Below are 26258 nucleotides of genomic sequence, written 5' to 3'. Positions count from 1 at the left end.
ATTTTTTATACTTGAAAGATAATTCGATATAGCTACCATTTTTTTTGAGATTTATAAAAAACACAGCTGGGAACAACCAGCAAGACGACGCCAAATTAATTGCTGAGTATAAAAATACGGGCGATTTGGACGCGTTGGGTACGCTTTACAACAAATACATGCATTTGGTTTTCGGGGTTTGCTTAAACTATTTTAAAGATGAAGAGCAAAGCAAAGATGCGGTAATGCAAATTTTTGAAGAATTGGTCACAAAGCTAAAAGTATACGAAGTACAGAATTTTAAAAGCTGGCTTCATGTTTTAACACGCAACCATTGTTTAATGGCACTGCGGAAATCGGCCAAGCAAAATAACGTGTCTATAGATGATACTTTTGTGGAAAACAGCGAGTTTGTGCATCTGGATATAGACAACACAAAAGAAACGCAACTTACCATTATGGAAAAGTGTATGGAAACTTTGCCCGAAGAACAGCGAAAAAGCGTAGATTTATTTTATTTACAAGAAAAATGCTATAAAGAAGTGGCCGATATTACGGGCTACGATATGCTTAAAGTAAAGAGTTACATCCAAAATGGTAAGCGGAATTTAAAGATTTGTATAGAGAAAAACAGTAGTGAATAACGATTGGTTAGATATTGATGTTCTGGAAGATTACCTGGATGGTAAACTTGATGCTAAAGCTATGCACTTTGTAGAAAGACAGGCTTTGGAAGATCCTTTTGTTGCCGAAGCACTCGAAGGACTTAAACAATCGCCAAAACGTAAACAAACGCTTTCTATCTTGCAAAAGCAGCTTTACGACCGAGTTGCTGAAAAACCTATAAAGCGTAAGCTCTGGGGCATCACCACACAAAGGTTAAGTATTGCTGCAACGGCTACCGTAGCTTTTATTGCGGTGAGTATCTTGTTCTTTATGCGCGAAACCAACCGTAGAAATGCGGAAATCGCTGCCCGAAAAGAGAAAGGTGTAATGGTTCAGCTGGATAGCTCAACAGCTGTTGCTTCAACCTTGCCTAAAAAAGATACTGTAGTACAAAATTCTACGAGGGCAGCTTTAGTGGATAAAGCAATTGCCGATGCCAAAACTGGCGATTTGGCCAAAAACACGAAAAATAAATCTGTTGTGCAACCTGCTGAGCAGGAAACCGTTAAAGCAAAAAGCATTTCAACATATAATCGTACAAGCGCGGCAAAAGCAGAACAAAACGCATTAAATGAAGTGGCAATTGCTGCAGCACCGGCAATTGCTTCAAACAAAATTGTTTTTAGCGGAAATGTAGTTGATCAAAGTAATGGTAAACCCGTTCAAGGCGCGGTTGTAAAACTGGCCGGTTCTAAAAATGTAACTGCAACTGATGCAAAAGGTTATTTTTCGTTACCTGCCGATAGCAATGCAAAAGATAAGGATCTGTTGATTAATGCCATTGGCTTCAAAGAAGTCCCTGTAGCAGGCTTACAAGACCCTAACGCGATTAAAAGCGCATTAAGCGGAGATAAATCCCTTAACGAAATTGCATTGATCACAGGGTCTAACGGGCGCAGGAAAGAGAATATTGCAGCGCCAAAAATCACCCTTCGTGCAGAACAGAACCTGGATGGAAAATCAGCTGATAGCATTACGAAGCCAGTTCCGGTTTCTACCATCAACTATGTGCAGTATTTAGAAAATAACAATAAGCTCTACAACCCAAAAGGGCCTGAGCAATTTGTGATTTTAAGTTTTAAGGTTAAAAAGAACGGGCGGCCTACCAACATTGCCGTTATCAAATCCCTTAACAAAAAAGCCGATGCAGAAGCAAAACGGCTTATTCAAGATGGTCCTGATTGGGTATTGCCTAAAAAAGGAACTGATTTAGTCGAAATCAGCGTTAAGTTTTAATTTTCGTTTTATTAACACAAAGGGCACAAAAGAACGCTGAGTTATTTTAAAATAACAATATACGCATCGCGTTGATCATTGTTCTGATGTGATCAAAACCAATTCTTCATGTACAAATTACCCCACTTTACCGCCCAGAACCAGGATGAAATCCTTGAGTTTATGCATCAAAATACTTTTGTAACCCTAATTGGTTTCGACGGTGAATTCCCGGTAGCTACACAGGTACCCGTTAAAACTTTAGTTGAAGACGGATCGATAAAGCTGATCGGCCACATCATGACTAAAACCGATCATTATAAAGCTTTCGAACAAAATCCTCATGTTACGGCCCTTTTTACGGGTGCTCACGCCTATATCAGTGCTTCAGTATACGAAAGTCCTGCTGTAGCATCTACATGGAATTACAAAACGGTTCAGGCTAAAGGCATCATTAGGCTCATGACCCCGAAAGAAACTTATCAGGTGATAAAAGAATTAACCAACAAATACGAAGATCCCGAAACCAGCCCTGCGGCGTTTAATAAAATGGATGAAGCATACATTCAGAAACATTTAAAGGCCATTACCGGATTTGAGGTCTCGGTTAGCCATATCGATCATGTTTTTAAAATGAGCCAGAACCATTCGGATAAAAACAAGGAAAGTATTGTAGCGCAATTGGAGAAAAGTGATAATGTACTGAATCAGGAAATGGCTAAAGAGATGAAAAGGATGAATTGTGAGTAAACAAAAGAGACCAAAGCTTATCGCTTTGGTCTCTTGATATATTAAATGATTTTGTTTTTACTTCAAATAATAAATTGCTGCATAGATTATTGCAGCTAAAGTTGCCGATACCGGGATGGTTAAAATCCATGCCCAAATCAGGTTGATGGTGACACCCCAACGTACAGCGGATACACTTTTTACAACCCCAACCCCTACAATCGATCCTGTAATGGTATGCGTAGTTGAAACCGGGATACCAAAATGTTCCGTAATTCCTAAGGTAATTGCGCCTGCACCTTCTGCAGCAACACCTTCAAGTGCTGTTACTTTAGTGATTTTAGAACCCATTGTTTTTACGATTTTCCAACCACCGCTCATGGTACCTAACGATATCGCAGAATAACAAGCTACAGGAACCCACCAGGGCATTGCTTCGAAATTTGGAATCACTTTGGCTGCGATCAATGCTGTTGCGATGATACCCATTACTTTTTGGGCATCGTTACCACCATGAAAGAAACTCAATGCCGCAGATGAAATTAACTGCAGACGTTTAAACCATTTTTCTGCTGTTGCCGGTTTGGCATTTCGACAGATATTGATAATGATTAAGGTTAAAACAACAGAAATAACCAAACCGATTATCGGAGCCAGCACAATAAAGGAAATAATTTTGATTACGTAACCCATGTTTACAGCATCCAGCGGACTAGCACCTGTAATTAGCGCATAGGTCATACCTGCGCCTGCGAAACCGCCTATCAGCGTATGAGAAGAACTCGAAGGGATACCGTACCACCAGGTTAAAAGATTCCAGATAATTGCAGCAATTAATCCTGCAAGAATTACTTCTAAGGTGATGTAATGCTCAATTACGGTTTTCGCCACCGTGTTGGCCACTTTATGATCGGTAAAATAAAAATAAGCTGCGAAATTGAAAAGCGCAGCCCATAAAACCGCCTGAAAAGGCGTAAGCACTTTTGTAGAAACAACTGTTGCAATCGAGTTAGCGGCATCGTGAAAGCCGTTAATGTAATCGAAAGCAATAGCCAGAATTACAACAACAACCAATAAGGTAGTTACCATGTTTGTGTATTATTAAGCGTTTTTAACCAAGATAGTTTCAAGCACATTTGCCACATCCTCACATTTATCTGTCGCTTTTTCTATCGTTTGTAAAACCTCTTTTTGTTTAATTAATTCAATCGCATTGGTTTCGTATTCAAATAAACGGGCAACCGCTAATGTAAATACGTAATCAGCCTGGTTTTCGCCGCTGTTGATGCGGATACAAGCATCAGCAATTACACGGATGTTTTTAAAGCTTCTTAATTCTTTAATTGCTTTATCAATATCGGTACACATTTCGACCAAAAGTTCAGCGATTTTAACAATCGGTTCGTTAATGGTGTTCATGTTGTACATTTGCATACGGTTTGCAGTACCATAGATATAATCGGCAACATCATCAACAGCAGTAGCCAGTTGGTGAATGTCTTCTCTATCAAATGGAGTGATAAAGTTCCTGCTTAACTCAAGAAAAATCGAATGGGTAATATCGTCACCTACGTGCTCTAAGCGTTCAATTTCTTTAAAAATTGTTTTTCTTCTTTCAGCATCACCTGTGCTAACCATTTCTAAAAGGGTTTCTGCAATTTTTAATGCATTGCTCCCTGCTTGTTCGAAAAGTGGGTGAAACTTTCTGTCTTGAGGTGTAAAGAACTTAAAAATATTGTTCATGTTAATTTTTAATATGTTGCAAAGCTACAAGCTCAATGTTAAGTTAATGTTAATTTATTAATTATATTAACGAAATCAACTGGTCTTTCGTCATATGGAGTTCATTTCAACATCTTTTAGGTATTTGATTATGAATAGAATAAGAAGCGGACGAGGTCAGAAACGGTTTGCGGGAAGAAACTTATCATTTTATAAGATCCGGCTACCATTTTTATCCAATACATAATACCAGGATCAGGGGACCACTAAGCCAGGAATCAAGAATAAAAATTCTGCGTAATTCGTTTCCTCGTGGTAAGAAAACTAACCTCCCTTTTGCAAAGTAAAGGCAAAGGTGGTTCCAATACCCGGTGTACTTCTAACCGAAATGGTTTGCTGATGGGCTTCTAAGATGTGCTTCACAATAGCCAGACCTAAACCGGTGCCACCTACTTCTCTTGCCCGATGCGTATCGATGCGGTAAAAACGCTCAAACAAACGTAACAAGTGCTTTTCTTCAATCCCGATTCCATTGTCTGTAACCTCGATTAAAACCTGATCGTGCAGTTCAAAAATCTTTATTGCAGTTTCACCACCGTCAATCCCGTATTTAATGCTATTCACCATTAAATTGATCAATACCTGGCGCACTTTTTCCCGATCGGCCAAAACGTAAGTTATAGCAGTATATTTATCCTTAAAGAAGAGTTTAATATGTTTTGCCTGCGCACGGTCTTCGAGGTTTTCCATCACCTCTTTGGCCAGTTGCACAAAATCAAATTTTTGATAATTTATAGGCGATTCGCCTGTTTCGAGCTTAGAAATGGCATCTAAATCATTAATTAAATAACTCAACCGCTCTACATTGTTTTCTGCTTTTTTTAAAAACAGAACCGCTTGATCAGGATCGTCTACCAAACAATCCTGTAAAGTTTCAATATATCCCTGAATGGCAAAAAGTGGCGTTTTAAATTCATGAGATACGTTGGAGAGAAATTCTCTTCTAAATTGTTCCTGTTTTTTTAACAGATCGATCTCTTTTTTCTTGGCACCTGCCCATTCTTTCACTTCTTGCTCTACATCGTTGATAGGATCTGAGCTTACATATTCGCCAAGGGCATCTTTTAAATCCTTACCGAGTTTAAGGTTGTGGATCAGCTTGTAAATAAGCTTAATTTTAGTATAGATGTATTTTTCGAGCAGGTAATAAAAAACCAAAAAACTGCATAGAAACGACACACCAAAAGAAATAGCCAGGTAATACCAGCTATGCTGAAAATAAAAATTAACCATACCGATGGAAAGACCAACGGCAAGAGCAGTAAATAAAACCAGCACGCTTAATTTCATGCTGCAATTTAAAGCTTTTTATGTTAAATGTATGTTAACAGATCATGGAGATTGGTTTATTCCCGTTGAATACCAGAATCGTTAATGCTCAAGAGCTGATAAAAACAAAAAAGCTTTCCTTTTTGAGGAAAGCTTTTAAAATGCGGTTGTGACTGATTATTTCTTAGTCGTATCTGATTTAGCTGGTGCAGGAGTTGCAGCCGGCTTAGTATTGTTTAAAGTTCCGCCAAGTGGAGATGGCGATGGTGTCTTATCCAAACGCTCCTGAATAGCAGAGTTTCCAACAGCAGCAGTGCCACCACCGGTTTTAGCAATTGTAGTAATTGATAATGTTAAAACAACAATAGCAGCTAACAATACCCACGATCCTTTTTCCAAAACATCGCCGGTGCGTTGTACACCAAACATATTACTGGTGCCACCACCTGTAGCTAAACCACCGCCTTTAGGGTTTTGTATTAAAACAAATAAGCCTAAGGCTACGCAAACAATAATTAATAAAATGATTAAAAAGGTTACCATGCTAATATTTATATTTTAAAATTTCTTTTCTATAGATTGGATAAGGTCGGCAAAGTAACGGCTTTTTTCCGGATATTTCAAACTTAATTTTTTATAAGTATCTATGGCTTTGTGATAAAGCATCTGCTCGATATAAATTTTTGCTAAAGTTTCCGAAACAAGGTCATAATTGTCTTCTGCGCTCTTCTTTGCCTTGTTTTCATTATCAATCTGTTCGGGCTTCGGCGGTTTGATTGTGGGGTCTTCTTTTAAAAACTTATCAATAATCTCCGCACCTTTGGCATCTTTAATTTCTCCGGCAGGATATTCGGCCAGATGATCGGCTACTTCGAAAGGTGTTTGAATGTGAAAAATGTGCTCCACATACTGTTGCTGAAATTCTGCACGCTCCTGCTGCTGATTATTTTGTGGTTGCGGTTTTAACTTCCCTGCGCCAGGATGCGCATAAGGCTGAAAAATCTGTTCGTGCTCTTTACGTGTTTTAGCCAGCCACCATAAAAACGTGTAAGGAAGTTTATCGTCGTTATATTGCGAAACAAAATTTCTTTCAGGCTCATCAGGAACTACCGTTTCAATTTCTGGCGCCTGGGTAACTACATCAGTGCTTAATTTCTGTTCGAAAGCAAAGAAATCAACAGCAGCAACACTTTCAATAAACGAATCATCTACAGCAGGTAAATCCATTAGATGGCGATCAATTCCTGGCAGGTTATTCGGTGTTTCTATAGGTGTGGGATTATTTATCGGTGAAGAAGAATCCGATGCAAATTCACCTATCTCATCAAAAACCTCCTGTTCGTCTGCCGTATTTTCGATAACAGCCAAATCAGCTTCTATTTCCTCCTTAACTTCGCTTAACTCTCTAACCGACACCATATTGAGCACATGAAACAGTACATGTCCCTGGCTATATAGCGCAGCCTTCGGAATCGATGAGGCGTTCGCCTTAGCTAAAAGCAAATGAATGGGTTGGGAATAGGGAAATTGCTGTACCATTTCCTGTAATAAGGATACATGCTCTGGTCCAACCTTTCCAGGTTGCGCAAGTAAATCTGCCAGTAGCTTTTTGTTATCCATTATTGAGGTTTGCCGCTAAGTTAAAAATATAGACGGGTTTTTTAAAATTTTGTCTTAGTGCTCCGCTTTATCTACCATTGCGCAAATGCGCGGTTAAAAATATCTTCTGACAATTGTTTGTTGATATTTTCAATAGCGCCCGGCAATAAGGTTTGGATAGGCGCTCCACTGATCGGGAAATCAAAAAATTTGGTAAAGCTCTCTTCAAAACTTTCCTTTTCGTGTTCTTTAAGGTTGTTCTTATATTTTACAGCAACCGTAATCGTTAACCGGTTTGCGCCTGAAGTAGGCGTGGCACTGTTTTGAAGTGCAACCGGTTTAATGTCGTAGCCGGTTATTCTGCCCTCAAATGAGGCATCGCCCTCGCCAGTAGTAGAAATGATCAATTTGGTTTGGTTACGGATACGGGTTTTTAAGGATTCCGTGATCTGGTTACTTAAGGTTGGCACTACAAGCGGTGCATTGTTTTCAAACAACCTGATCACAACCGTTTTTAAACCAGTTGTAGATGCTCCGCTGAATTTATAAGAGCAGGCATTCAATACTGAAGCAACGAGGATTAACGCTAATATTTTAATTTTCATCATTATCGAAAGTAGTATAATTATTGGGAGTGCTTTTTATTCAGCTTTAGGCTGGAACTACAAGTCAAATTATAAATTTAATTCCTTAATCTTTCTGTACAATGTTCTTTCAGAAATACCCAATTCCTGGGCAGCAAATTTACGCTTGCCCTTGTGTTTTTTTAAGGCTTTTTTAATCAGATCTGATTCCTTGTCAACCAGCGATAACGATTCTTCTACTTCTTCGGCTTCGTGCGCAAAATAATCAGTGTTATTATTATTGCTTCCGTTATTATTACCTGGCGTGGCTTGTTGAATGGTAAAAGCATGTTCCTGGCCCGCAGGCAATTCCACATCCCGATACAATTGATTGATATACTGAGGGTTATCAGCCAAAACAGTCGCGGTATTTCCACCATGTTGGATAATCTCGGCAACAAGTTTTTTAAGCTCAACCATATCCTTTTTCATGTCGAAAAGAACTTTATACAAAATATCGCGTTCTGTAAAGTCTTCTTTTGATTGCGCATTAATCGCCATTGGCAGGTTACTCCCGGCTTCATTTGGAATATAGGTTAAAATGGCCTGTCCGGTAACGTTACGGTCTTTTTCTAAAACACAGATCTGTTCGGCGATATTCTTCAACTGACGCACATTACCAGGCCAGCTGTAATTCGTTAAAATCTGTACTGCATCTGGCTCTAAATGTAAGGCCGGACTGCGGTATTTATCGCTAAAATCGGCAGAGAATTTCCTGAATAACAAGTAAATATCTTCTTTACGCTCGTGCAGTGCCGGAATACGCAAAGGAACCGTATTTAACCTGTAATATAAATCCTCGCGGAATTTTCCGTTTTTAACGCGGTTATATACATCAACATTGGTTGCTGCAATTATGCGGACATCTGTTTTTTGTACTTTGGATGAACCTACACGCAAATATTCGCCGCTTTCTAAAATCCGCAGTAAACGGGCCTGTGTGCCTAGAGGCAGTTCGGCAACTTCATCCAAAAAAATTGTTCCGCCATTGGCCACCTCGAAATAACCTTTACGTGCTTCGTGTGCACCTGTAAAAGATCCCTTTTCGTGACCAAACAGCTCTGAATCAATTGTTCCCTCTGGAATAGCACCACAGTTTACGGCAATAAAGGCACCATGTTTACGGGCACTCATCTGATGGATAATCTGTGAGAAAACCTCCTTACCACTACCACTTTCACCTGTGATCAATACCGACATATCGGTTGGCGCTACCTGGCTTGCAATATCGATGGCACGGTTAAGTAAGGGTGAATTCCCAATAATCCCGAACCGTTGTTTAATATTTTGTGTATCCATTCTTTAGATTTGAGTATGGAGATTTGAGATACCAGACCTTAGGCCTTCTATCTTCTAACCCGCCACCTTTTTAAACTATTTTACCGATCAATGTTGCAGACGTACATCTTTCGATATATACGTTTGCATATTCACCAGGTTTAACGCCTTCAATTGCCGGAAAAATGGCCATTGCCCCACTATCTCCTCTTCCGCAATAATCAAGATCCGATTTTTTAGAAGTGCCTTCAATTAAAACACGAACGGTTTTACCTACCCATTCCTGTAAACGCATCAGTGAATGTGCCTGCTGTTTTGCTAAAATTTCAGCCAAACGTCGTTTTTTCACCTCTTCCGGAATATCATCTGCTAATTTACGAGCGGCTAAAGTGCCCGGTCTTTCCGAATAGGTAAAATTATATGCAAAATCATATTCCACATAATCCATTATACTCAATGTTTCCTGGTGTTCTTCTTCGGTTTCGGTACAGAATCCTGCAATAATATCAGTAGAAATTGCGCAACCCGGAATAATGTTGCGGATGGCATCAATGCGGTTAATATACCATTCGCGGGTATAAGTTCTGTTCATTAACTCCAATATCCTGGTGTTTCCAGATTGAACAGGCAAGTGGATATAATTACAGATATTATCGTATTTGGCGATAGTATGTAAAACTTCGTCGGTAATATCTTTAGGGTGCGAAGTAGAAAAACGAACCCTTAAATCAGGATTAACGAGGGCCGTTTGCTCCAGGAGTTGTGCAAAATTTACAGTTTCGGTTCCATCTTCTGATGTCCAGGTGTATGAATCTACGTTTTGGCCTAAAAGCGTCACCTCGCGGTAGCCTGCGGCAAACAAACCTTTTGCCTCTTCAATAATCGAATGTGCATCACGGCTACGTTCGCGACCACGGGTAAAAGGAACCACACAGAACGAACACATGTTATTACAACCACGGGTGATGGAGATAAATGCGGTAATTCCGTTGCTGTTTAAACGAACCGGACTGATATCAGCATAAGTTTCTTCGCGCGACAATAAAACGTTAACGGCTTTATGTCCACTTTCTACCTGTTCGATTAGGTTCGGCAGGTCGCGGTAAGCATCTGGCCCTACAACTACATCAACCAAACGTTCTTCTTCTAAAAATTTAGATTTTAAACGCTCTGCCATGCAGCCCAAAACCCCAACAATTAATTTTGGGTTACGGCGTTTTTCAACACCAAACTGCGACAAACGGTTTCTTACCCTGGTTTCTGCATTTTCGCGGATAGAGCAGGTATTGATGAAAATCACATCTGCCTGGTGATAATCCCCGGTGGTTTCAAACCCAGTTTCGGATAAAATAGAGGCAACGATTTCACTATCGGCGAAATTCATTGCGCAGCCATAACTTTCGATGTATAATTTACGGGCATCGGCTTTAACAGGTGCATCTAAAATTAAAGCTTCACCTTGTCTGGCCTCATCGTGCGTCTTATCTGGTACTTGTAAATCAATCATTATTTAAAAAAATTGGGGATTGCAAAAATACACAAATAAAATTAAAAGTGACAAATTGACATATTTTATTGAAATGTTTACCCTGGGATTATGATCCCCAAGCCGTTGCGGGAAGTAATGAAGCAATCTTATTGCCACTGAGTATAGAAAAGGCGTTAAGATCAACGGTTTTTTGGAAACGAGCGGTTCAGTTATTATTGCGGGCTTCAGCCCCGCCCCCGTTTCTGCCGCTTGAAACCGGCATTTCACTCCGGTCGGGTTTAGATGACAGCTGCTTTTGCTCCTATGAGGGTTTCCATGACACCGCCCTAACCTATATAGCCCTTGGCGAAGCGGTACCCTGCAGGCAGGAGGTACGATGGCCAAAGCGTATAAGCGTAGCAAAAGACCGTACCTCGTTATTAATGCTGTCCTTGCGCTACAAAAAGTATCCGATTGAGGCCTTTCTCCTTTAGACTTTTAGCTTCAAAAAACCTTTCGCCCTCCCATCTGTTACCTAACGATAAGCCACAACAATGACAGCTCAGCATAAAAACAAAATCTGGACCTGGATAGGAAGCATATTCGGTATACTGGTATTAATTATCGCCTTTGGTGCTATGTTTTTGAGTGCCCGATGGAAACCTATCCTGACCGAGAAAATTAAGGCCGGTGTGTACAATGGCTCCCATCATTTATATCGGATTGATTTTAAAAGCATCAACCTAAATGTTATTACTGGCAGTTTAGCGCTGCGGGATGTTACCTTAACAGCCGATACGGCTGTTTTTGACAGCTTAGAGAAAAAGCAGCTGGCACCCGCCCACACCTTTGAAATCAAATTAAAGAAACTGCAAATTACCCGTGTTGGGATATTAACCGCTTATTTTAAAAAACGGGTAGATGTGAGTGAAATTCTTTTGCAGAAACCATCCATCAATATGGTTTTTAACAAGGTAAGCAAAAAACCAGATACCATAAAAGACGAAAAATCGCTTTACGAGCAAATTTCAAAAACGTTCAAATCGGTACACATTAAAAGCATCAAAATTGTGGATGCAGATTTTGATTACATCAACAAAACTGCTGCAAAAAAGACCAAAAACGCTATCAAACACCTTGATATCACTATTAACGATTTTTTATTGGATTCGCTCTCCGGAAATGACACCACCAGATTCTATTATACAAAAGATGCCTCTTTTCAGATTGCAGGATACAAGTCGGTAACGAAAGATAAAATGTACTCCATGAAGGTGGATACCATTAACGGTTCTACAGCATCAAAAAAAATAACGGTTAAAGGTTTTAAACTCACGCCACTATATGATGAACTCACTTTTGCCCGGAAATATAAAGTCCAGAAAGACCGCTACAACCTGGCATTTGAGAAGATAGAGTTTAATGGTGTTGATTTTATCGGTTTAAATACCGATCAGAAGTTGCATGCAAAATCGTTAAGAGTCGGTCCGGCAAATGTTGAAGTTTTTATGAGCCGCGAATCGCCGCCACCTCCCGGCCTGGATAAAGGTCAAAATTATCCACATATTGCCTTGAAGAGATTGAATATGCCTACACTAATCGATACGGTAAAGCTGAGAAATGTGAATGTGAAGTATTCGGAATTTAACCCTGCCAGTAAAAAAACGGGATCCGTTGATTTTAAGGCAGTAACCGGAAATATTTTAAACGTAACCAATGATAGCGTACAATTGAGCAGAAAGAACCATGCTATAGCCAATTTAAATACACTTTTGATGGGCACAGGAAAATTCAATGTAAAGATTGATTTTAACCTTACCGACAATAACGGCGCCTTTACCTACAGTGGAAACCTGGGCAAATTTGATATGAAAAACCTAAATCCACTATCTAAAGCGCTGGGTTTAGTAGAAATAGAAAGCGGCGACATCCAACACATCGATTTCAAGGCGAATGGAAATTTAAGGTCGGCTACAGGTTCCATGAATATGCTGTACACCAATTTAAAGGTAAAGTTGCTTTCGGATAACATTGATGGTGAGGGAACTAAGGAAAAGGGATTTTTATCGTTTCTGGCCAATGCCATTCTTGTTAAAAATGAAAATCCACAGAAAGGCGAGGCCCCAAGAACTGCAACGATGACCAATACCAGGATTAATTCGGCATCTTTTTTTAACCTGATGTGGAAAACCGTTTTTGTTGGTATAAAAGATATAGTAGGTGTTGGCATCGTACCGGAAAAAAATCCGGTAAAGCAACAAAAAGTAACCGCTAAAAAAATAAGGGAACAAAAGCGTGCAGATAGAAAAGCCGCAAGGAAAGCAAGGAGAGAAAAAAACTGATCTTACCTTTCTAAAATATATGTTTATAAGCGTATATTGCTGATAAAACCACAGCCTCCTTTTTTTAATGCCTGATACAAAAAGATACCGTTATAAAGTTTTGAAATGGGTTGCCGGCACGCTGCTTGGCATTTTTATCCTACTTGCAGGTGTCGCTTGGTTTTTAAATGTAAAATCGCGCCCGATATTAACCGATAGGATAAAAACGCTGCTCTATAAATCGACCGATAGTTTATACACCATTAGCTTTACCAAGGTTTCTACCAATGTGATTACCGGCAATGCTACTTTACAAAATGTAAAAATAACGCCCGATACCAATCGGTTTAAACAACTTATCGCCTTAAAAAGAGCCCCAAATAACCTGTACACGGTATCTTTAAAAAAGCTGGTGGTGAAACGTTTCCATCCTTTAACCTTGTACAGGGAACAGAAACTCCAGCTCGAGGAGATCATATTTGATAAACCGGAAGTAACGATGGTTAATCAGCAGTTTGCCTTTAACGAGGGCCGTGCGCCAAGACCGATTAAGTCTCCTTACGACATCATCTCCAAAAACCTGAAAGAATTTAGCATTAAAACCATCCGGTTTAAGGATGTTGGCTTTAAGTACATCAATAAAAACAGACCCAACTCCTCTCCATTTTCAATTGACGATCTCAATATTACGTTAACCGACCTATTGGTCGATTCTACCTCTGCAGAAGATCCTTCACGCTTTTACCTGCTTAAAGATATTGTAATCAACCTTAATAATTACGTTTACCGCACACCGGATAAAATGTACGATATTAAGCTGGATCAGCTGGATTTTAGGGCAACAACGGGTAAGCTGAGGATAAACAGTTTTGCCATGGTTCCCTTATATGATGAAATGACCTTTGGAAAAGTAGCTGGTTATGCCCGCGAACGCTTTAATATCAACATGAGTGATATTATGCTCAACGGTATTGACTTGCCGCTTTATATCAGCAAGCAAGAGTTATGGGCAAAGGAAATGGCCATTTCTAATGGTTTTATTTCGGTTTTTAATCAGAATGGGCTTCCGCAAAAACCACAGGAAAACAAAATAGGCAAATTCCCCCATCAACTTTTACAGTTGCTGAATGCCCCTATACTGGTGCAGAAAATTCAACTGAAAGATGTAAATGTTAATTATGCCGTTTACAATAGCGAAAGCAGCCAGAAGGGACAGATTAGCTTTGAGCATACTTCAGGGATCATAAAAAACGCTACCAATCTGGAAAAAATCAAGGCCATAAACCCAACAATGGAGGTTAACCTGAACACTTATCTTTTTGGTCAGGGAAAACTGGATGTAAATTTTAAATTCGACTTAACAGCCAAAGATGGTGCTTTTTCCTATAACGGCGTGTTACATAATTTTAATTCGAGGGTTTTAAACCAGATTACCAAACCCCTTGGCCTGGTACGCATTAACCGCGGCAATATAGATAAGCTGAAGTTCGATTTTAAGGCAAATGATTTGGGCGCAAGGGGAACGGTAGCATTCTCTTATTACGACCTTTCTGTAGCCCTGATGAAAAACGACCCTGAAAAAGATCACCTGGTTACCCGTGGCTTTCTTTCTTTTTTGGCGAACGCTTTAATTATTAAATCTGAAAACCCTGGTGCAGACGGGAAATTAGTCCCGGTAAATGTGAATTACAGCAGACCAGCAAATACTTCTTTCTTTAACCTGATTTGGAAAAGCCTTTTTACAGGCATAAAATACAGTATCGGTATTACTGAAGAAAAACAGAATGAAGTGCGCGAACACATTGCAAAGTTTAAGGCCATGCGGGCCAGTCATAATCTAAGAAAACAGAAAAGACTAGAACGCCGCATGAAAAGGGAGCAGGAACAAAATGAAAAGCGCTAACAATTTGTAACCTTTTCTTATCTTTATTCTCTAACCATTAAACCAAAATTATGATTATTGCCCTCATTATCATCGGATTTATATTCCTGATCGGAATTTTCTTCTACAACTCACTCATCGGTAAAAAAAACCAGGTAACCAATGCTTTCTCGGCCATTGATGTCATGCTCAAAAAACGTTTTGATTTAATCCCTAACCTGGTTGAAGTGGTAAAACAATACACCACTTACGAACAGGGAACATTGACCAAAATAGTTGAACTCAGATCAAGAGCCACTTCGGGTAACATGAGTACTGCCGAAAAAGCAGATCTAGATGCGCAATTGAGCAGCAGTGTTAAAGGTTTGATGGTGAACATTGAAAACTATCCTGATTTAAAGGCTAATACCAATTTCATTAACCTGCAAACCACCTGGACCGAAAGCGAAGAGCAGATTGCCGCTGCCAGAAGAACTTATAATGCATCAGTAACCGACTATAACAATTCGATTATGATGTTTCCAGGCAGTTTATTTGCCGGAATGTTAAACTTTCAGCCGATTGCCGTTTTAGAAACCGCGGCCGAAGAACGTAAAAACATCAGCGCCAAAGAACTTTTCAATAATTAATGTTGGTCAATATTGAAAGCAATGTAGCCTTACAGCAGGTTCTGGCTACAATGGAGGTAGAGCGCAAAAGAATTGCCGCGACCCAAACCAAAGGCTATATTTTTATTGCTGCAGGTATTTTAGTTCTCATTCTTGGCTTTTTGTTAGGTTTTCCCATACCAGGTGTAATTTCAGGTTTAATCCCCATTATTTATGGGTCTGTTATATTTTATAAAATCAGCGACGCGCTGAACATTTATAAAAACACCTACAAAAACGATGTAATTGGCACTGCCCTTAAATTTTTAGACGAAAGTTTAGCCATTAGTCCTTATCAGGGAATTGAGGCTTCAGAGTTTATGTATACTCAGCTTTTCAACACCGGGCCCGATCGTTATAAAACAGAAGACCTGGTAACAGGATGTGCCGGCAAAACCAGGTTTTATTTTGCCGAAGTACACGCTGAATATAAAACGGTTACCCAAACAAAGAACGGAACCCGAACTGAATGGCACGATATTTTTAAGGGAATTATTTTTGCGGCCGATTTTAACAAGAAATTTAATGGTGTTACCATTGTTAAGCCGAAAGATTTTGGTGCTGCTTTTGGCGCATGGTTTTCAAAAAACCTATTTTCTTTTGGTAGTAAAGATGTTATTCAATTGGAAAACGTAGATTTCGATAAGACTTTTGTAACGCATGGATCGGATCAGGTTGAATCGAGGTACATCCTTACTCCTGCCATGATGGAGCGGATATTAAACCTCAACCATCAAACTAAACACAACATTAGCCTATCCTTTATCGAATCGAGAATGTATATCGCTTTTCCCTTAAACCGGAACTATTTCGAGGCTCCTGTTTTTAAATCATTGTTAAACCCGGAAACGGTAAATGAAGATATTGCCACCATCAAGTTTATGTATGATATTGTTAAGGAACTGGACCTGAATACCAGGATTTGGGGGAAAGCATAAACCCGAGGTTTAACAAGGGCAAAATAAATGGCAAAATGTGGGGTTTCGTGTGGGCCGGGCCTGGGCTTACGAAGTTTTTTCAGCATCAAGCCAATCGAACCTTCGTAAGATCTGCGCTGCTAACTCAAATGCTTTTTCACAATCTCCTCAAGCGCAGCAATATCAAATGGTTTCGATAAATAACTATCTGCACCAGCTTCATCAGCCAATGAAGAGATATCGTTATTGGCCGAAAAATAAATTACCGGGATATGTTTTAAATCAGGATGGCTTTTTAATGCTTTTGTGGCCTGTATTCCGCCTAAATCTGGCAACCAGTTATCCATAAAAATTAAATCAGGCATATATTCTGCTACCTGTTCTTCTATATTATTGGCGTTCTCAGATGTTTTTATCTCATACCCAGCATCTTCCAAAATAAATGTACACAGATCTAGAATATCCCTATTATCATCAAAAACAAATACTTTTTTTGCAACTATCATATTACCTCCGAAAGCAAATTAACCATTTAAATTATTTATATAATCAGCCATATCATGGCCATCCAATATCACATGTGGCCTTACGTTAATTACCGCCTGTTGGGGCATATACGGCATTATCGCTGTATTTGGATCTTGTATAACCACTTTACCCCCCAAATTGTTTACAATTTTTAATCCTTCAACTCCATCTGCATTAGAGCCCGACAGTAAAATACAGACTAATTTTTCTTTAAAGATCTCAGCTGCAGATTGAAAGGTAACATCAATAGATGGCCGCGAATAATTCACTTTTTCCGAATAATCCAGAGAAATGCTTTGATCTTCTTCCACCAAAAGATGATAATCAGCCGGAGCGATAAAAACTTTTCCTGATGTTAAAAATTCCTTTTCTTCTGCTTCGTTAACCTGCAATTTGGTTCGGCTTTGCAATAAATCGGTTAAAAGCGACTCGTTACTGGCCTTACGGTGAACCACTAATATAATTGGAAAACTGATATCGTTCCTTAAAGCAGGAAAAATTTCGAGCAAAACATCCAGACTACCGGCCGAACCACCGATAATTAATGCACTACAGGAGTTAGAAATTACAGTTTCCGCCATATTTTCTCCATTTGTACCCTTTTATATTCTTTGGCTTTGGGCCAAAACTCCAAGCTTTCTTTACTTCCTAAAGCAAGGTACCCTAATTTTTCAATGCTTCCGTCAAACAGGTTAAATACTTTGTGCTGTAAATCCTTGTCGAAATAGATTAATACATTTCTGCATAAAATTAGTTGAAATTCATTAAAAGAATGGTCAGAAACTAAATTATGTGTCGAAAAAATCATTTTGCTGTTCAAGCTTTCATCAAATTTCGCCAATGAATAGTTTGCGGTATAGTAGGTCGAAAAATCTTTCGTCCCACCCGACCGGAGATAATTTTCTGAGTACTGCTTTAAATAATTAAGCGGAAACATGCCTTTTTTCGCCTTTTCCAAAACAGATGGATTAATATCCGTAGCGTAAATAAGCGATTTATTGAGCAAGTTAAGTTCTTTTAAAACAATGGCAAGCGAATAAGCTTCCTCTCCGGTAGAACAGCCTGCCACCCAAATCCTGATGAAAGGATAAGTGCCTAAAACAGGAAGAACATCATTCCGCAGCGCTTTATAAAAAGAAGGATCGCGGAACATTTCGGTCACATTAACGGTAATCTCTTCTAAAAAGCGCTTAAAATATTGCTTATCGGTTCTAACCGTATAACGGAATTCTGCAAAGCTTACAAAGTTATCCAATGCATAAAGGCGGCTAATCCTTCTTTTTATTGATGCATGAGAATATTCCAGAAAATCGTAACCATGGCTTTCCAAAACATCGTTCAGCAGGATTTCCACCTGATCATTATCTATTGCATCACTTATCACCGGCTATTTTGTAAAGTTTTCTATCTGTACTAATAATTCGTCAACATTTATCGGTTTTGAAACATAGCCCGACGCTCCCGCACTTAAGCAGCGCTCTTTATCGCCAACCATAGCTTGAGCTGTTACGGCCAAGACGGGTATGTTCTGCATTTTGGCAGATTTCTTCATTGCGGCAATGGCCTGATAACCATCCATATCAGGCATCATCATATCCATTAATACGATCGCAACATTGTCGTGTTTTTCTATAATAGAAAAGCCTTCCTGAGCACTTATAGCAGATACACAATCAAAACCTTTGGCCTTTAAAACAGCTTTTAGGGCAAAAATGTTTCGGTTATCATCATCAATAATGAGAATTAATTTTTGAGGCATAGTTTAATAAAAATGGTTTATGATTTATGATGATTTTCGTAAAGCCAAACACGCAAAAGCGATATCAATTGATCCATATCTACGGGTTTACTGATGTAATCGGAAGCACCCGCCGCAATGCATTTTTCCCTGTCGCCCATCATGGCTTTAGCCGTTACCGCCAAAATTGGGAGGTTTCGGTATTTGATATCCTGCCTAATGGCGGTTGTGGTTTCATAACCATCAAGCTCAGGCATCATCATATCCATTAAAACCACGTCAATCTCGGGGGTTTCATTTAAAAGTTTAAGCGCTTCTTTACCATCAGTAGCGGCTACAACTTTCATCTGGTGCTGCTCTAACATCTTCGTTAATGAGAAAATATTACGGACATCATCATCGGCAACCAGTACCGTTTTACCGATCAGCACGTCTTGCAGCTCGGAGAATTTTTTAGGCGCTTTTGTTTTCTCCTTACTCTTTTCTTCTACCAAATGAAGGAACAGACCTGCCTCATCCAGAATACGCTGATAAGAATGTGCAGTTTTTACTACAATAGAATCTGCGTATTGTTTAATGCGGTTTTCTTCTCCCTTCGAAAGGTTTTTACCCGTAAAGATAATGATCGGAAGATTTTCCAGTCCTGGTGTTTTCTTTACCACTTCCAGGGTTTCGTAAGCATGTTTATCAGGAATGCCCATATCCAGAATTACGCAGTTCACCTCGGGTTTATGTAGTGCAGAAACACTTTCATTTACCTGGTTTACAATCTCCGTCTGGATATTAAAATTGCTTAAAAAATAACTCAAGGCTTTGGCATGTTGTTCGTTTTCTTCAACAATAAGCACCTTTTTGGGATGACGGCTAAGCGCATGCTCCAGTTTTGAAAAGATCTCCTGCATGTGTTCGAAAGCAAAAGGTTTGTTGATAAAATCTACCGCTCCTTTTAGTAAACTTTCTTTCTTCACCTGTAGAGATGACATGATGTGCACCGGAATCGGACGTGTGGAAGGATCTGATTTCAACTCTTCCATTACCTGCCAGCCATCTTTAATTGGCAACTGAATATCAAGTAAAATAGCGAGCGGCTTAAACGTTTTTGCCATTTCAATGCCCACATCCCCACGAACGGCAACCAAACCTTTATAATTTCTTTTTCTGGTAAAATCTAAAAGTGTTTTTGCAAAAGGGGTATCATCCTCCACAATTAAAATTACCTTATCATCGGGCTGGATGTTATCACGGTCATCGTCTATTTCCTGTGGAATGTTATCAACCGTTAAGTGATTTGCTTTTTTGGTAATAGGTTCTGCCGCTGCGACAACATTAGGTTCATCGAAACTAACAACTCCTTCAAAGCCCTTATTTTTATCGATTGGCAAAGTTAAGGTGAAAATACTTCCCTCACCTTCTGCACTCTTTAAATCAATGTAACCGCCCAATAGCTTTGCCAGTTCTCTACTGATAGAAAGACCTAAGCCTGTACCTCCGAATTTACGGCGTGTAGAACCATCTGCCTGTTGGAAAGCCTCGAAAACCATGGCCTGTTTCTCGGGAGCAATCCCAACGCCTGTGTCGGTAACCTTAAATACCAGCGCACCCAGTTTATCATTTTTACTAATGTTTAATGTTACCGAGCCTACTGTTGTAAATTTGATGGCATTAGATAGCAGATTTTTAATGATTTGTTCTAAGCGCATTTTATCGGTATGAAAAAACTCAGGTACTTCTGCCGATTTATCAATCACCAGGCTGAGGTTCCGCTCCTTTGCCAAAGGATTAAACAATGAACGCATGTTGAGGATAATATCATCAACCTTGATGTTCATTCTATCAAGTTCCATTTTACCTGCCTCAATTTTTGAAAGATCTAAAATCTCATCAATCAAACTCAATAAACCCTGGCCCGAACTTTGGATGACCTCTGCATATTCCTGGTGCTCACGGTCCATCGCTTCGTTTTCGGCCATTAATCTCGATAATAACAAGATTGAGTTGAGTGGAGTTCTTAGCTCGTGCGACATGTTGGCCAGGAATTCAGATTTGTATCTCGTACTCAGCTCCAAAGCCTCCGCCTTTTGCTGAATTTCAATATTCCGCTCTTCTATTAGCTCATTTTTCTCTTCTAATAAACTGCTTCTTTCTTCGAGTTCCTGGTTGCTTTGCAACAGTTCTTCCTGTTGTACACGCAATTCTTCTTCACTGGCCTGAAGTTTTTGCGCCTGCGCCTCCAGTTCTGCGTTCAGTCCTTCAAGTTCATTGTGCTGAACTTGTAACTCTTCTGATTGAGCCTGTGTTTCTTCCAATAGCTGCTGAAGCTTTTGACGGTTCTGTGCACCCAACAGGGCCGTACCGATATCAGATAATACCAGGTTTAAAAAGTGCAGTTGCAGATCGCTGTATTTTCCAATGGTGCCTAATTCCAAACCTCCTATTGAAATCTCGTTTCTAATAATCGGCAATACAATCAGTTGCGCCGGCTTTATATGGCCTGTGGCATGGGTAACCGTCAGTTCATTCTGTGGTACATCATCCAACAAAATAGGTTTACCGGTTTTCACTGCCTGGCCAATTAATCCTTGTCCAAGTTCGATGGTTTCAACTAAATTTTGCCCTTGCAAAGCATATTGTCCCTTCAAATGTAGGTAACCATCATCCTTAAACAAGTATAGCGCACCAATCTGGCTTTTGGTATAGCTGGCCAAAAATTCTATAATATCTTCTGCCAAATGGAAAACATCCTTTTCGCCAACCATGTTTACATTTAAGTTGGCCACCCCTGTTTGTATCCACTCGTTTTCTTCCAATGTATCAAAAGATTTTTTTAATGAAGAAGACATCGTGTTCAGCGAATCCGAAAGCTCACCGATATCATCCTGACTCTGGCTATCGAGTTTTACGCCATAATTACCGTTAGAAATCTGGTAGGCAATTTCCTTAATGGCCGCAATGCGTTTCTCCATTTCATATTTTTTATCCTCAATCTCTTTTTGAAGCTTAACACGTTCATCAAAATCGACAGATACTTTTCTGTAAAAAAACAGGGTGATCAATATGGCAAGAACTGCAGCAATTAAAATCAGGATTGGGGTATAAGCCGTAAGTTTGTTTAACTCAGCCGTGCGGCTTTCGAGCAATCTCCTTTCTTCCTTCACCATTCTGTTCACCACGCCACGTGCCTGGTCCATGTAAGTTTTACCCTCTAAAAGTACCGTTGGGTCAATCTGCCCGCCTAATGATTTAATTTCAATCGTTGAAGTAATAATATTGAGTCTACGGGCCAGGATATTTCTTAATTCGGCAACATTTTTCTGCTGAACGGCATTATCCCTGGTTTGTGCCTCTATCCGGCGTAAAGTCGCCATCGCAGTATCGGTAGAGCCGTAATATGGTTGCAAAAAAATCTTATTTCCTGTTAAAAGATAGCCCCGTTGTCCGGTTTCGGCGTCCTTTAAGGTAGAAATTACACCTTCGGTATTTAAAATCACTTCATCGCTGTGTTTTACCAGGTCGGTACTTTTAATCAGGTTACTGATGCTCACGTAAGAAGCCAGTGAACTTATGAACAGAATAATTAGCGACAAGCCAAGGCCCAGACGTAAATTATTTTTAAGAGTTGTTTTCATTATATGTGTTAAGGATAATTAGATCTGGTTTTTAAGGATTTCTTCTTCGGTTATGGGGATAATGAAATAAAATTCCGATCCTTCATCTGGAACGCTGTTTACCCCGATGGTTCCTCCATGACGATTGATGATCTCTGAGCAGATGTAAAGCCCAATGCCCAATCCGTTAAAACGGTTGCTGTTTTCTTCTACCCGGTAAAATTTATCAAATATTTTATCTTGCTGTTCTTTGGAAATGCCAATACCGAAATCTTTTACGGCTAAATACAGCTTTTCATCTTTGATATTGATGGTAACATTAACCTGATTGGTGCCAGGTGCATATTTTATTGCATTGGTAATAAAGTTGATAACCACCTGCTCGAGGCGCATTTCATCACCAAAAATCATTTCATCGGTTTTGCCCAGTTTAGTAATTTTAAAATCGGGATTTGAGTGTTGCAACATCTCAATAGCATTGCTCACCATATTATCGGCACAGAAGCTTTTCATGTTAAACTTCATCTTGCCGCTTTCAATTTTAGAAATATCGAGCAGATCGACAATTAATTCATTTAGTTTTTCGAGCTGAATGGCGGCTTTTTCGAGATGGTTCTGCGCCATGGTTTTATCATCTCTGTTTAAGCTGCGTTGCAATAATTGAATATATCCCTTTACACTGGTTAAAGGTGTTTTTAATTCATGGCTGGCAATACTGATAAATTCGTCCTTTTTATGCTCTGCCTGCTTTCGGAATTCGATTTCTTCTAGCAGCTTCTCCTGTACTTCGTTAAGTTTTCTGTTCTGCTCATAAATACGATAGAATGTTTTTATCTTTAACAGGAGTACATTGATATCAACGGGCTTGGTGATGTAATCCAAACCACCGCTTAGGTAGCCTTTTGTAATAAATTTAAGTTCGGTATTTACGGCCGATAGAAATATAATGGCTGTATCCTTTGCCTTACTGAAACCCGAAATGGCTTCAGCCACCTCAAAGCCATCCATATCGGGCATTTGTACGTCCAGAATAATCAGGACATAATTATTTTTTAAAACTTTTTTTAGCGCTTCTTCACCGGATGATGCAGTATCAACCTCAAAATTGTGTGCCTGGAGTACTTTCTGTAACGAGATCAGGTTTTCTGGCCTGTCATCAACTATAAGGATCATCTTTATTAAAACAAATAAGAAGCCGGGATAATTATGTTTGGTTTGGAGATAAAAATCTCATTAACTGTAAACAAACAAAAGTGTTTTGAAAAAGTTTTACATTTTTATAAATTATTTGAATTAAAGGTATCGCCTTGTTTAATATCACCTGTTTCGAAGCCTTTTTTAAACCAGTACATCCGCTGAGCAGAGGTGCCATGGGTAAAAGAATCTGGCTGAACCTCGCCTGTAGCCTGTTTTTGCAGCTTATCATCTCCAATGGCGTTGGCAGCAGTTAAAGCTTCCTCTATATCACCTTCGTCTAACTTAAAATCTTTAAGGTTTTGTGCGTTATGCGCCCAAAGTCCGGCAAAAAAATCAGCCTGTAACTCTAGTTTAACTGATAAACGGTTGTATTCTTTTTCGCTAACCTGGCCACGTGCCTGATCCAGCTTTTCTGAAATGCCCAGTAAATTTTGAACGTGATGGCCAACTTCATGTGCAATTACATAAGCTTGCGCAAAATCACCCGCCGCACCGAAACGGTTTTTCAGTTCATCATAAAATGATAAGTCGATATAAACCTTATGGTCGCCAGGGCAATAAAATGGCCCTACATTAGCGCTTGCATTTCCGCATGCGGTTTGTACAGCCTCTCTAAACAACCTTAATTTTGGGTATTCATATTGTTTGCCCATGGCCTGAAATTCTTTATCCCAAACCTGTTCGGTTGATTCCAAAACCCCAGAAACAAACTGTGCCTGTGCATCGTTGGCAGGAACGCCCTGTTTTACTTCTTCGGTACCCGCAGTAGCCGGGATCTGACTCACCACGCCTGTTAAATCTTTCCCGAAAATTAATCCAAGCACAACGATAATTATACCGATTCCACCGCCCAGGATGGTTTTTCCGCCGCCACCGCTTCTACCATCTTCTACATTATTACTGCCTTTACCAAACCATTGCATAGTCTATATTTTTTAGTTTAATGAATAACCTTAATTACAGGACAATTGTTATACTAAAGTAGAAATTATTTTTATTGATTTATTCTTTTACGTTGCGACAAAAAAGAAGTCAAGTTTATAAAAAACTTGACTTCCTGGCATCAATTATCTTAATTTCTCTAATTAAAATATACTAACTATTAAAAACCGTGATTGCTTTTCCAATTCTTGATCTGGTTTCCGCTACGCCTAACAATACGGCAATATCAAAAACACCGGGCCCGAATTTGCCACCAACCAACATGATGCGGAAAGGTAACATCAATTCACCCGGTTTAAATCCTTTTTCTTCGGCTAAAGCTTTAAAGGCAGTTTCTGCAGTACCGGCATCGGTTAGTGTTAAACCATCAGCAAAAGCATTAAAAAAATCCGCTTTTTCCGGTGTCCATTTTGGTTTTACTGCATTTATATCATATTCAGCAGGCAAAGCGAAAAAGTAACTGCTCTGTGCCACAAAATCGGGCAATAAAGTACAGCGGTCTTTTATTAAGTTGATAACAGTATTTAAAAAAGCATCTCCGCCTGCATCAATACCCGCTTTTTCCAGCTCTGTTTTAACACTTGGCATCAAGCGCTCTGCGCTTTGCGATTTAATCCATTCATGGTTGTACCATTTGGCCTTTTCGAAATCGAATTTAGCCCCTGCTTTACTGATCCGTTCTACCGAGAATTTCTCTTCCAGTTCTTTTAACGAAAATAATTCCTGATCAGTACCATCATTCCAGCCTAGAAGAGCTAACATATTGACAAAAGCTTCTGGCATAAAACCCAGTTCTTTAAAACCTTTGGTTATATCGCCAGTTTTAGGATCAGTCCAGTTCATGGCATAAACCGGAAAACCTAAGCGATCGCCATCGCGTTTGCTTAATTTCCCGTGCCCATCAGGTTTTAAAATTAAAGGTAGATGTGCCCATGCAGGCATATCGGCTTCCCAACCTAAATACTTCCAGAGTAAAATATGGACCGGTGCAGATGGCAACCATTCTTCACCCCTAAAGGCATGACTGATTTCCATCGCCTTATCATCAACCACAACGGCCAGATGATAGGTTGGCATACCATCTGCTTTTAATAATACCTTATCATCAACCAGGGAGGTTTCAAAACTTACGTCGCCACGGATCAGATCGTTAAAATGTACAATTTCATCAGCTGGCACTTTTATGCGGATCACATGTGGTATTTTTGCCGCCAGTAAGTCTTCAACCTCACTAATGGTAAGGGTTAAAGAATTACGCATCTGCATGCGCGTAGCTTGTCCGTACTGAAAATTCGGAATTTCTTTACGTTTTGCATCCAGATCTTCGGGGGTATCGAAAGCATAATATGCATACCCATCGCTGATCAACTGTTCGGCAAATTTACGGTAACCCGGTTTACGTTCGCTCTGGCGGTAAGGGCCATATGCAGCCGGATTACCCGGACTTTCATCAGGTGTAATGCCACACCAGTTTAAACAGTTTACAATATATTCTTCGGCGCCTTCCACAAAGCGGTTCTGATCGGTATCTTCTACACGAAGTACAAAAGTTCCATTATTTTTTTTGGCGAACAAATAATTGAACAAAGCGGTACGTACACCGCCTAAATGCAAACCTCCGGTTGGGCTTGGGGCAAATCTAACTCTAACTTTCTTATCCATAAATTGGTATGTTGAGCGATTGGCGTTAGGCGTTAGGCGTTCAGAACGCTTATCGCTTTGCGCAAAACGCAAGACGCTGCAAAGATATGCTTTTCATCCGTTTTATCATTTTCAACCGTGATGAAGCGCTTATGCTTTCAAAATGATTGCCTTAGGTTTTTGAAAAAGCATAATGGTTTTATGATTTTTTCGTTTTGTTATTGTAATTTGG

General features: G+C 39.6%; 23 protein-coding genes. 7 read left to right on the top strand and 16 right to left on the bottom strand.

What is annotated here, in order from left to right:
- Nucleotides 1–44 precede the first annotated feature (44 nt).
- From AC04Q1_RS09280 to AC04Q1_RS09270, 3 genes are all read left to right on the top strand, one after another.
- The gene (locus AC04Q1_RS09280; RefSeq protein WP_478363924.1) at nucleotides 45–623 is read left to right on the top strand and encodes an RNA polymerase sigma factor; all 579 of its coding nucleotides are present in this window, start codon (nucleotides 45–47) and stop codon (nucleotides 621–623) included.
- Nucleotides 616–1881, top strand: coding sequence for a carboxypeptidase-like regulatory domain-containing protein (locus AC04Q1_RS09275; RefSeq protein ID WP_478363922.1), 1266 nt, complete (start codon nucleotides 616–618; stop codon nucleotides 1879–1881). Before AC04Q1_RS09280 ends, AC04Q1_RS09275 begins: the two co-directional genes overlap by 8 nt.
- Before the next feature lie 108 nt (nucleotides 1882–1989).
- Entirely contained in the window at nucleotides 1990–2610 is a 621-nt protein-coding gene (locus AC04Q1_RS09270) for an FMN-binding negative transcriptional regulator (protein ID WP_478363920.1), read from the top strand.
- A 57-nt stretch (nucleotides 2611–2667) separates the two neighbouring features.
- On the opposite strand, the gene AC04Q1_RS09265 is transcribed toward AC04Q1_RS09270, so the two are convergent.
- From AC04Q1_RS09265 to miaB, 8 genes are all read right to left on the bottom strand, one after another.
- On the bottom strand, nucleotides 2668–3678 hold the full coding sequence (locus tag AC04Q1_RS09265) for an inorganic phosphate transporter (RefSeq protein ID WP_055904207.1): 1011 nt from the start codon (nucleotides 3676–3678) through the stop codon (nucleotides 2668–2670).
- Nucleotides 3679–3690: 12 nt separating this feature from the next.
- On the bottom strand, nucleotides 3691–4332 hold the full coding sequence (locus AC04Q1_RS09260; protein ID WP_199564342.1) for a DUF47 family protein: 642 nt from the start codon (nucleotides 4330–4332) through the stop codon (nucleotides 3691–3693).
- Between the two features lie 303 nt (nucleotides 4333–4635).
- Nucleotides 4636–5661 (bottom strand): sensor histidine kinase, encoded by a 1026-nt coding sequence (locus AC04Q1_RS09255; protein WP_478363918.1) that lies wholly within the window; start codon nucleotides 5659–5661, stop codon nucleotides 4636–4638.
- Between the two features lie 156 nt (nucleotides 5662–5817).
- Nucleotides 5818–6183, bottom strand: a complete 366-nt coding sequence (gene secG / locus AC04Q1_RS09250; protein ID WP_478363916.1) for a preprotein translocase subunit SecG — start codon at nucleotides 6181–6183, stop codon at nucleotides 5818–5820.
- 15 nt (nucleotides 6184–6198) lie between these two features.
- The gene (locus AC04Q1_RS09245) at nucleotides 6199–7260 is read right to left on the bottom strand and encodes a hypothetical protein (protein WP_478363914.1); all 1062 of its coding nucleotides are present in this window, start codon (nucleotides 7258–7260) and stop codon (nucleotides 6199–6201) included.
- A 71-nt stretch (nucleotides 7261–7331) separates the two neighbouring features.
- Nucleotides 7332–7847 (bottom strand): LptE family protein, encoded by a 516-nt coding sequence (locus AC04Q1_RS09240; protein WP_478363913.1) that lies wholly within the window; start codon nucleotides 7845–7847, stop codon nucleotides 7332–7334.
- A 66-nt stretch (nucleotides 7848–7913) separates the two neighbouring features.
- Nucleotides 7914–9161, bottom strand: coding sequence for a sigma 54-interacting transcriptional regulator (locus tag AC04Q1_RS09235; RefSeq protein WP_478363912.1), 1248 nt, complete (start codon nucleotides 9159–9161; stop codon nucleotides 7914–7916).
- Between the two features lie 70 nt (nucleotides 9162–9231).
- Nucleotides 9232–10647 (bottom strand): tRNA (N6-isopentenyl adenosine(37)-C2)-methylthiotransferase MiaB, encoded by a 1416-nt coding sequence (gene miaB, locus AC04Q1_RS09230; protein WP_478363910.1) that lies wholly within the window; start codon nucleotides 10645–10647, stop codon nucleotides 9232–9234.
- Between the two features lie 515 nt (nucleotides 10648–11162).
- Between miaB and AC04Q1_RS09225 the strand changes: the two genes are divergently transcribed.
- From AC04Q1_RS09225 to AC04Q1_RS09210, 4 genes are all read left to right on the top strand, one after another.
- Nucleotides 11163–12950 (top strand): AsmA family protein, encoded by a 1788-nt coding sequence (locus tag AC04Q1_RS09225; RefSeq protein ID WP_478363908.1) that lies wholly within the window; start codon nucleotides 11163–11165, stop codon nucleotides 12948–12950.
- A 67-nt stretch (nucleotides 12951–13017) separates the two neighbouring features.
- Nucleotides 13018–14832 carry a hypothetical protein gene (locus tag AC04Q1_RS09220; protein WP_478363906.1) on the top strand — a complete coding sequence of 605 codons (1815 nt, stop codon included), beginning with the start codon at nucleotides 13018–13020 and terminating at the stop codon, nucleotides 14830–14832.
- Between the two features lie 50 nt (nucleotides 14833–14882).
- Entirely contained in the window at nucleotides 14883–15440 is a 558-nt protein-coding gene (locus AC04Q1_RS09215) for a LemA family protein (protein ID WP_478363904.1), read from the top strand.
- Nucleotides 15440–16396, top strand: coding sequence for a DUF3137 domain-containing protein (locus tag AC04Q1_RS09210; protein WP_478363902.1), 957 nt, complete (start codon nucleotides 15440–15442; stop codon nucleotides 16394–16396). The genes AC04Q1_RS09215 and AC04Q1_RS09210 overlap by 1 nt, the downstream gene beginning before the upstream one ends.
- A 119-nt stretch (nucleotides 16397–16515) precedes the next feature.
- On the opposite strand, the gene AC04Q1_RS09205 is transcribed toward AC04Q1_RS09210, so the two are convergent.
- The 8 genes from AC04Q1_RS09205 to gltX all read right to left on the bottom strand — a co-directional run bounded on the left by AC04Q1_RS09205 (nucleotide 16516) and on the right by gltX (nucleotide 26047).
- On the bottom strand, nucleotides 16516–16881 hold the full coding sequence (locus AC04Q1_RS09205; protein ID WP_478363900.1) for a response regulator: 366 nt from the start codon (nucleotides 16879–16881) through the stop codon (nucleotides 16516–16518).
- A gap of 18 nt (nucleotides 16882–16899) precedes the next feature.
- On the bottom strand, nucleotides 16900–17484 hold the full coding sequence (locus tag AC04Q1_RS09200) for a chemotaxis protein CheB (RefSeq protein WP_478363898.1): 585 nt from the start codon (nucleotides 17482–17484) through the stop codon (nucleotides 16900–16902).
- Nucleotides 17469–18287: a CheR family methyltransferase gene (locus tag AC04Q1_RS09195; protein WP_478363896.1), complete on the bottom strand. Its 819-nt coding sequence runs from the start codon at nucleotides 18285–18287 to the stop codon at nucleotides 17469–17471. The genes AC04Q1_RS09200 and AC04Q1_RS09195 overlap by 16 nt, the downstream gene beginning before the upstream one ends.
- Before the next feature lie 3 nt (nucleotides 18288–18290).
- Complete coding sequence (locus AC04Q1_RS09190) at nucleotides 18291–18662, bottom strand: response regulator (RefSeq protein WP_478363894.1); 372 nt, start codon at nucleotides 18660–18662, stop codon at nucleotides 18291–18293.
- 17 nt (nucleotides 18663–18679) lie between these two features.
- A complete protein-coding gene (locus tag AC04Q1_RS09185) occupies nucleotides 18680–22267 on the bottom strand; it encodes a response regulator (RefSeq protein WP_478363892.1) in 3588 nt (1195 codons plus the stop codon).
- 18 nt (nucleotides 22268–22285) lie between these two features.
- Nucleotides 22286–23419, bottom strand: a complete 1134-nt coding sequence (locus AC04Q1_RS09180; protein ID WP_478363890.1) for a sensor histidine kinase — start codon at nucleotides 23417–23419, stop codon at nucleotides 22286–22288.
- Nucleotides 23420–23523: 104 nt separating this feature from the next.
- Nucleotides 23524–24366, bottom strand: coding sequence for a KPN_02809 family neutral zinc metallopeptidase (gene ypfJ, locus AC04Q1_RS09175; RefSeq protein ID WP_478363888.1), 843 nt, complete (start codon nucleotides 24364–24366; stop codon nucleotides 23524–23526).
- 172 nt (nucleotides 24367–24538) lie between these two features.
- Complete coding sequence (gltX, locus tag AC04Q1_RS09170; RefSeq protein ID WP_478363886.1) at nucleotides 24539–26047, bottom strand: glutamate--tRNA ligase; 1509 nt, start codon at nucleotides 26045–26047, stop codon at nucleotides 24539–24541.
- Nucleotides 26048–26258: the final 211 nt, after the last annotated feature.

It is taken from the genome of Pedobacter humicola (genome assembly GCF_056490705.1).
Note: the sequence above shows the minus strand (reverse complement) of the source record. Positions and strands in the feature narration are given on the sequence as shown.

Excerpts from the sequence above, each read along its gene's own strand:
- AC04Q1_RS09210 (WP_478363902.1), top strand. The coding sequence starts at position 15,440 with ATGTTGGTCAATATTGAAAGCAATGTAGCCTTACAGCAGGTTCTGGCT.
- AC04Q1_RS09220 (WP_478363906.1), top strand. The coding sequence starts at position 13,018 with ATGCCTGATACAAAAAGATACCGTTATAAAGTTTTGAAATGGGTTGCC.
- ypfJ (WP_478363888.1), bottom strand. The coding sequence starts at position 24,366 with ATGCAATGGTTTGGTAAAGGCAGTAATAATGTAGAAGATGGTAGAAGC.
- secG (WP_478363916.1), bottom strand. The coding sequence starts at position 6,183 with ATGGTAACCTTTTTAATCATTTTATTAATTATTGTTTGCGTAGCCTTA.
- AC04Q1_RS09225 (WP_478363908.1), top strand. The coding sequence starts at position 11,163 with ATGACAGCTCAGCATAAAAACAAAATCTGGACCTGGATAGGAAGCATA.
- AC04Q1_RS09240 (WP_478363913.1), bottom strand. The coding sequence starts at position 7,847 with ATGATGAAAATTAAAATATTAGCGTTAATCCTCGTTGCTTCAGTATTG.
- AC04Q1_RS09205 (WP_478363900.1), bottom strand. The coding sequence starts at position 16,881 with ATGATAGTTGCAAAAAAAGTATTTGTTTTTGATGATAATAGGGATATT.
- miaB (WP_478363910.1), bottom strand. The coding sequence starts at position 10,647 with ATGATTGATTTACAAGTACCAGATAAGACGCACGATGAGGCCAGACAA.
- AC04Q1_RS09180 (WP_478363890.1), bottom strand. The coding sequence starts at position 23,419 with ATGATCCTTATAGTTGATGACAGGCCAGAAAACCTGATCTCGTTACAG.
- AC04Q1_RS09245 (WP_478363914.1), bottom strand. The coding sequence starts at position 7,260 with ATGGATAACAAAAAGCTACTGGCAGATTTACTTGCGCAACCTGGAAAG.
- AC04Q1_RS09185 (WP_478363892.1), bottom strand. The coding sequence starts at position 22,267 with ATGAAAACAACTCTTAAAAATAATTTACGTCTGGGCCTTGGCTTGTCG.
- AC04Q1_RS09200 (WP_478363898.1), bottom strand. The coding sequence starts at position 17,484 with ATGGCGGAAACTGTAATTTCTAACTCCTGTAGTGCATTAATTATCGGT.
- AC04Q1_RS09265 (WP_055904207.1), bottom strand. The coding sequence starts at position 3,678 with ATGGTAACTACCTTATTGGTTGTTGTTGTAATTCTGGCTATTGCTTTC.
- AC04Q1_RS09255 (WP_478363918.1), bottom strand. The coding sequence starts at position 5,661 with ATGAAATTAAGCGTGCTGGTTTTATTTACTGCTCTTGCCGTTGGTCTT.
- AC04Q1_RS09270 (WP_478363920.1), top strand. The coding sequence starts at position 1,990 with ATGTACAAATTACCCCACTTTACCGCCCAGAACCAGGATGAAATCCTT.
- AC04Q1_RS09260 (WP_199564342.1), bottom strand. The coding sequence starts at position 4,332 with ATGAACAATATTTTTAAGTTCTTTACACCTCAAGACAGAAAGTTTCAC.
- gltX (WP_478363886.1), bottom strand. The coding sequence starts at position 26,047 with ATGGATAAGAAAGTTAGAGTTAGATTTGCCCCAAGCCCAACCGGAGGT.
- AC04Q1_RS09235 (WP_478363912.1), bottom strand. The coding sequence starts at position 9,161 with ATGGATACACAAAATATTAAACAACGGTTCGGGATTATTGGGAATTCA.
- AC04Q1_RS09190 (WP_478363894.1), bottom strand. The coding sequence starts at position 18,662 with ATGCCTCAAAAATTAATTCTCATTATTGATGATGATAACCGAAACATT.
- AC04Q1_RS09215 (WP_478363904.1), top strand. The coding sequence starts at position 14,883 with ATGATTATTGCCCTCATTATCATCGGATTTATATTCCTGATCGGAATT.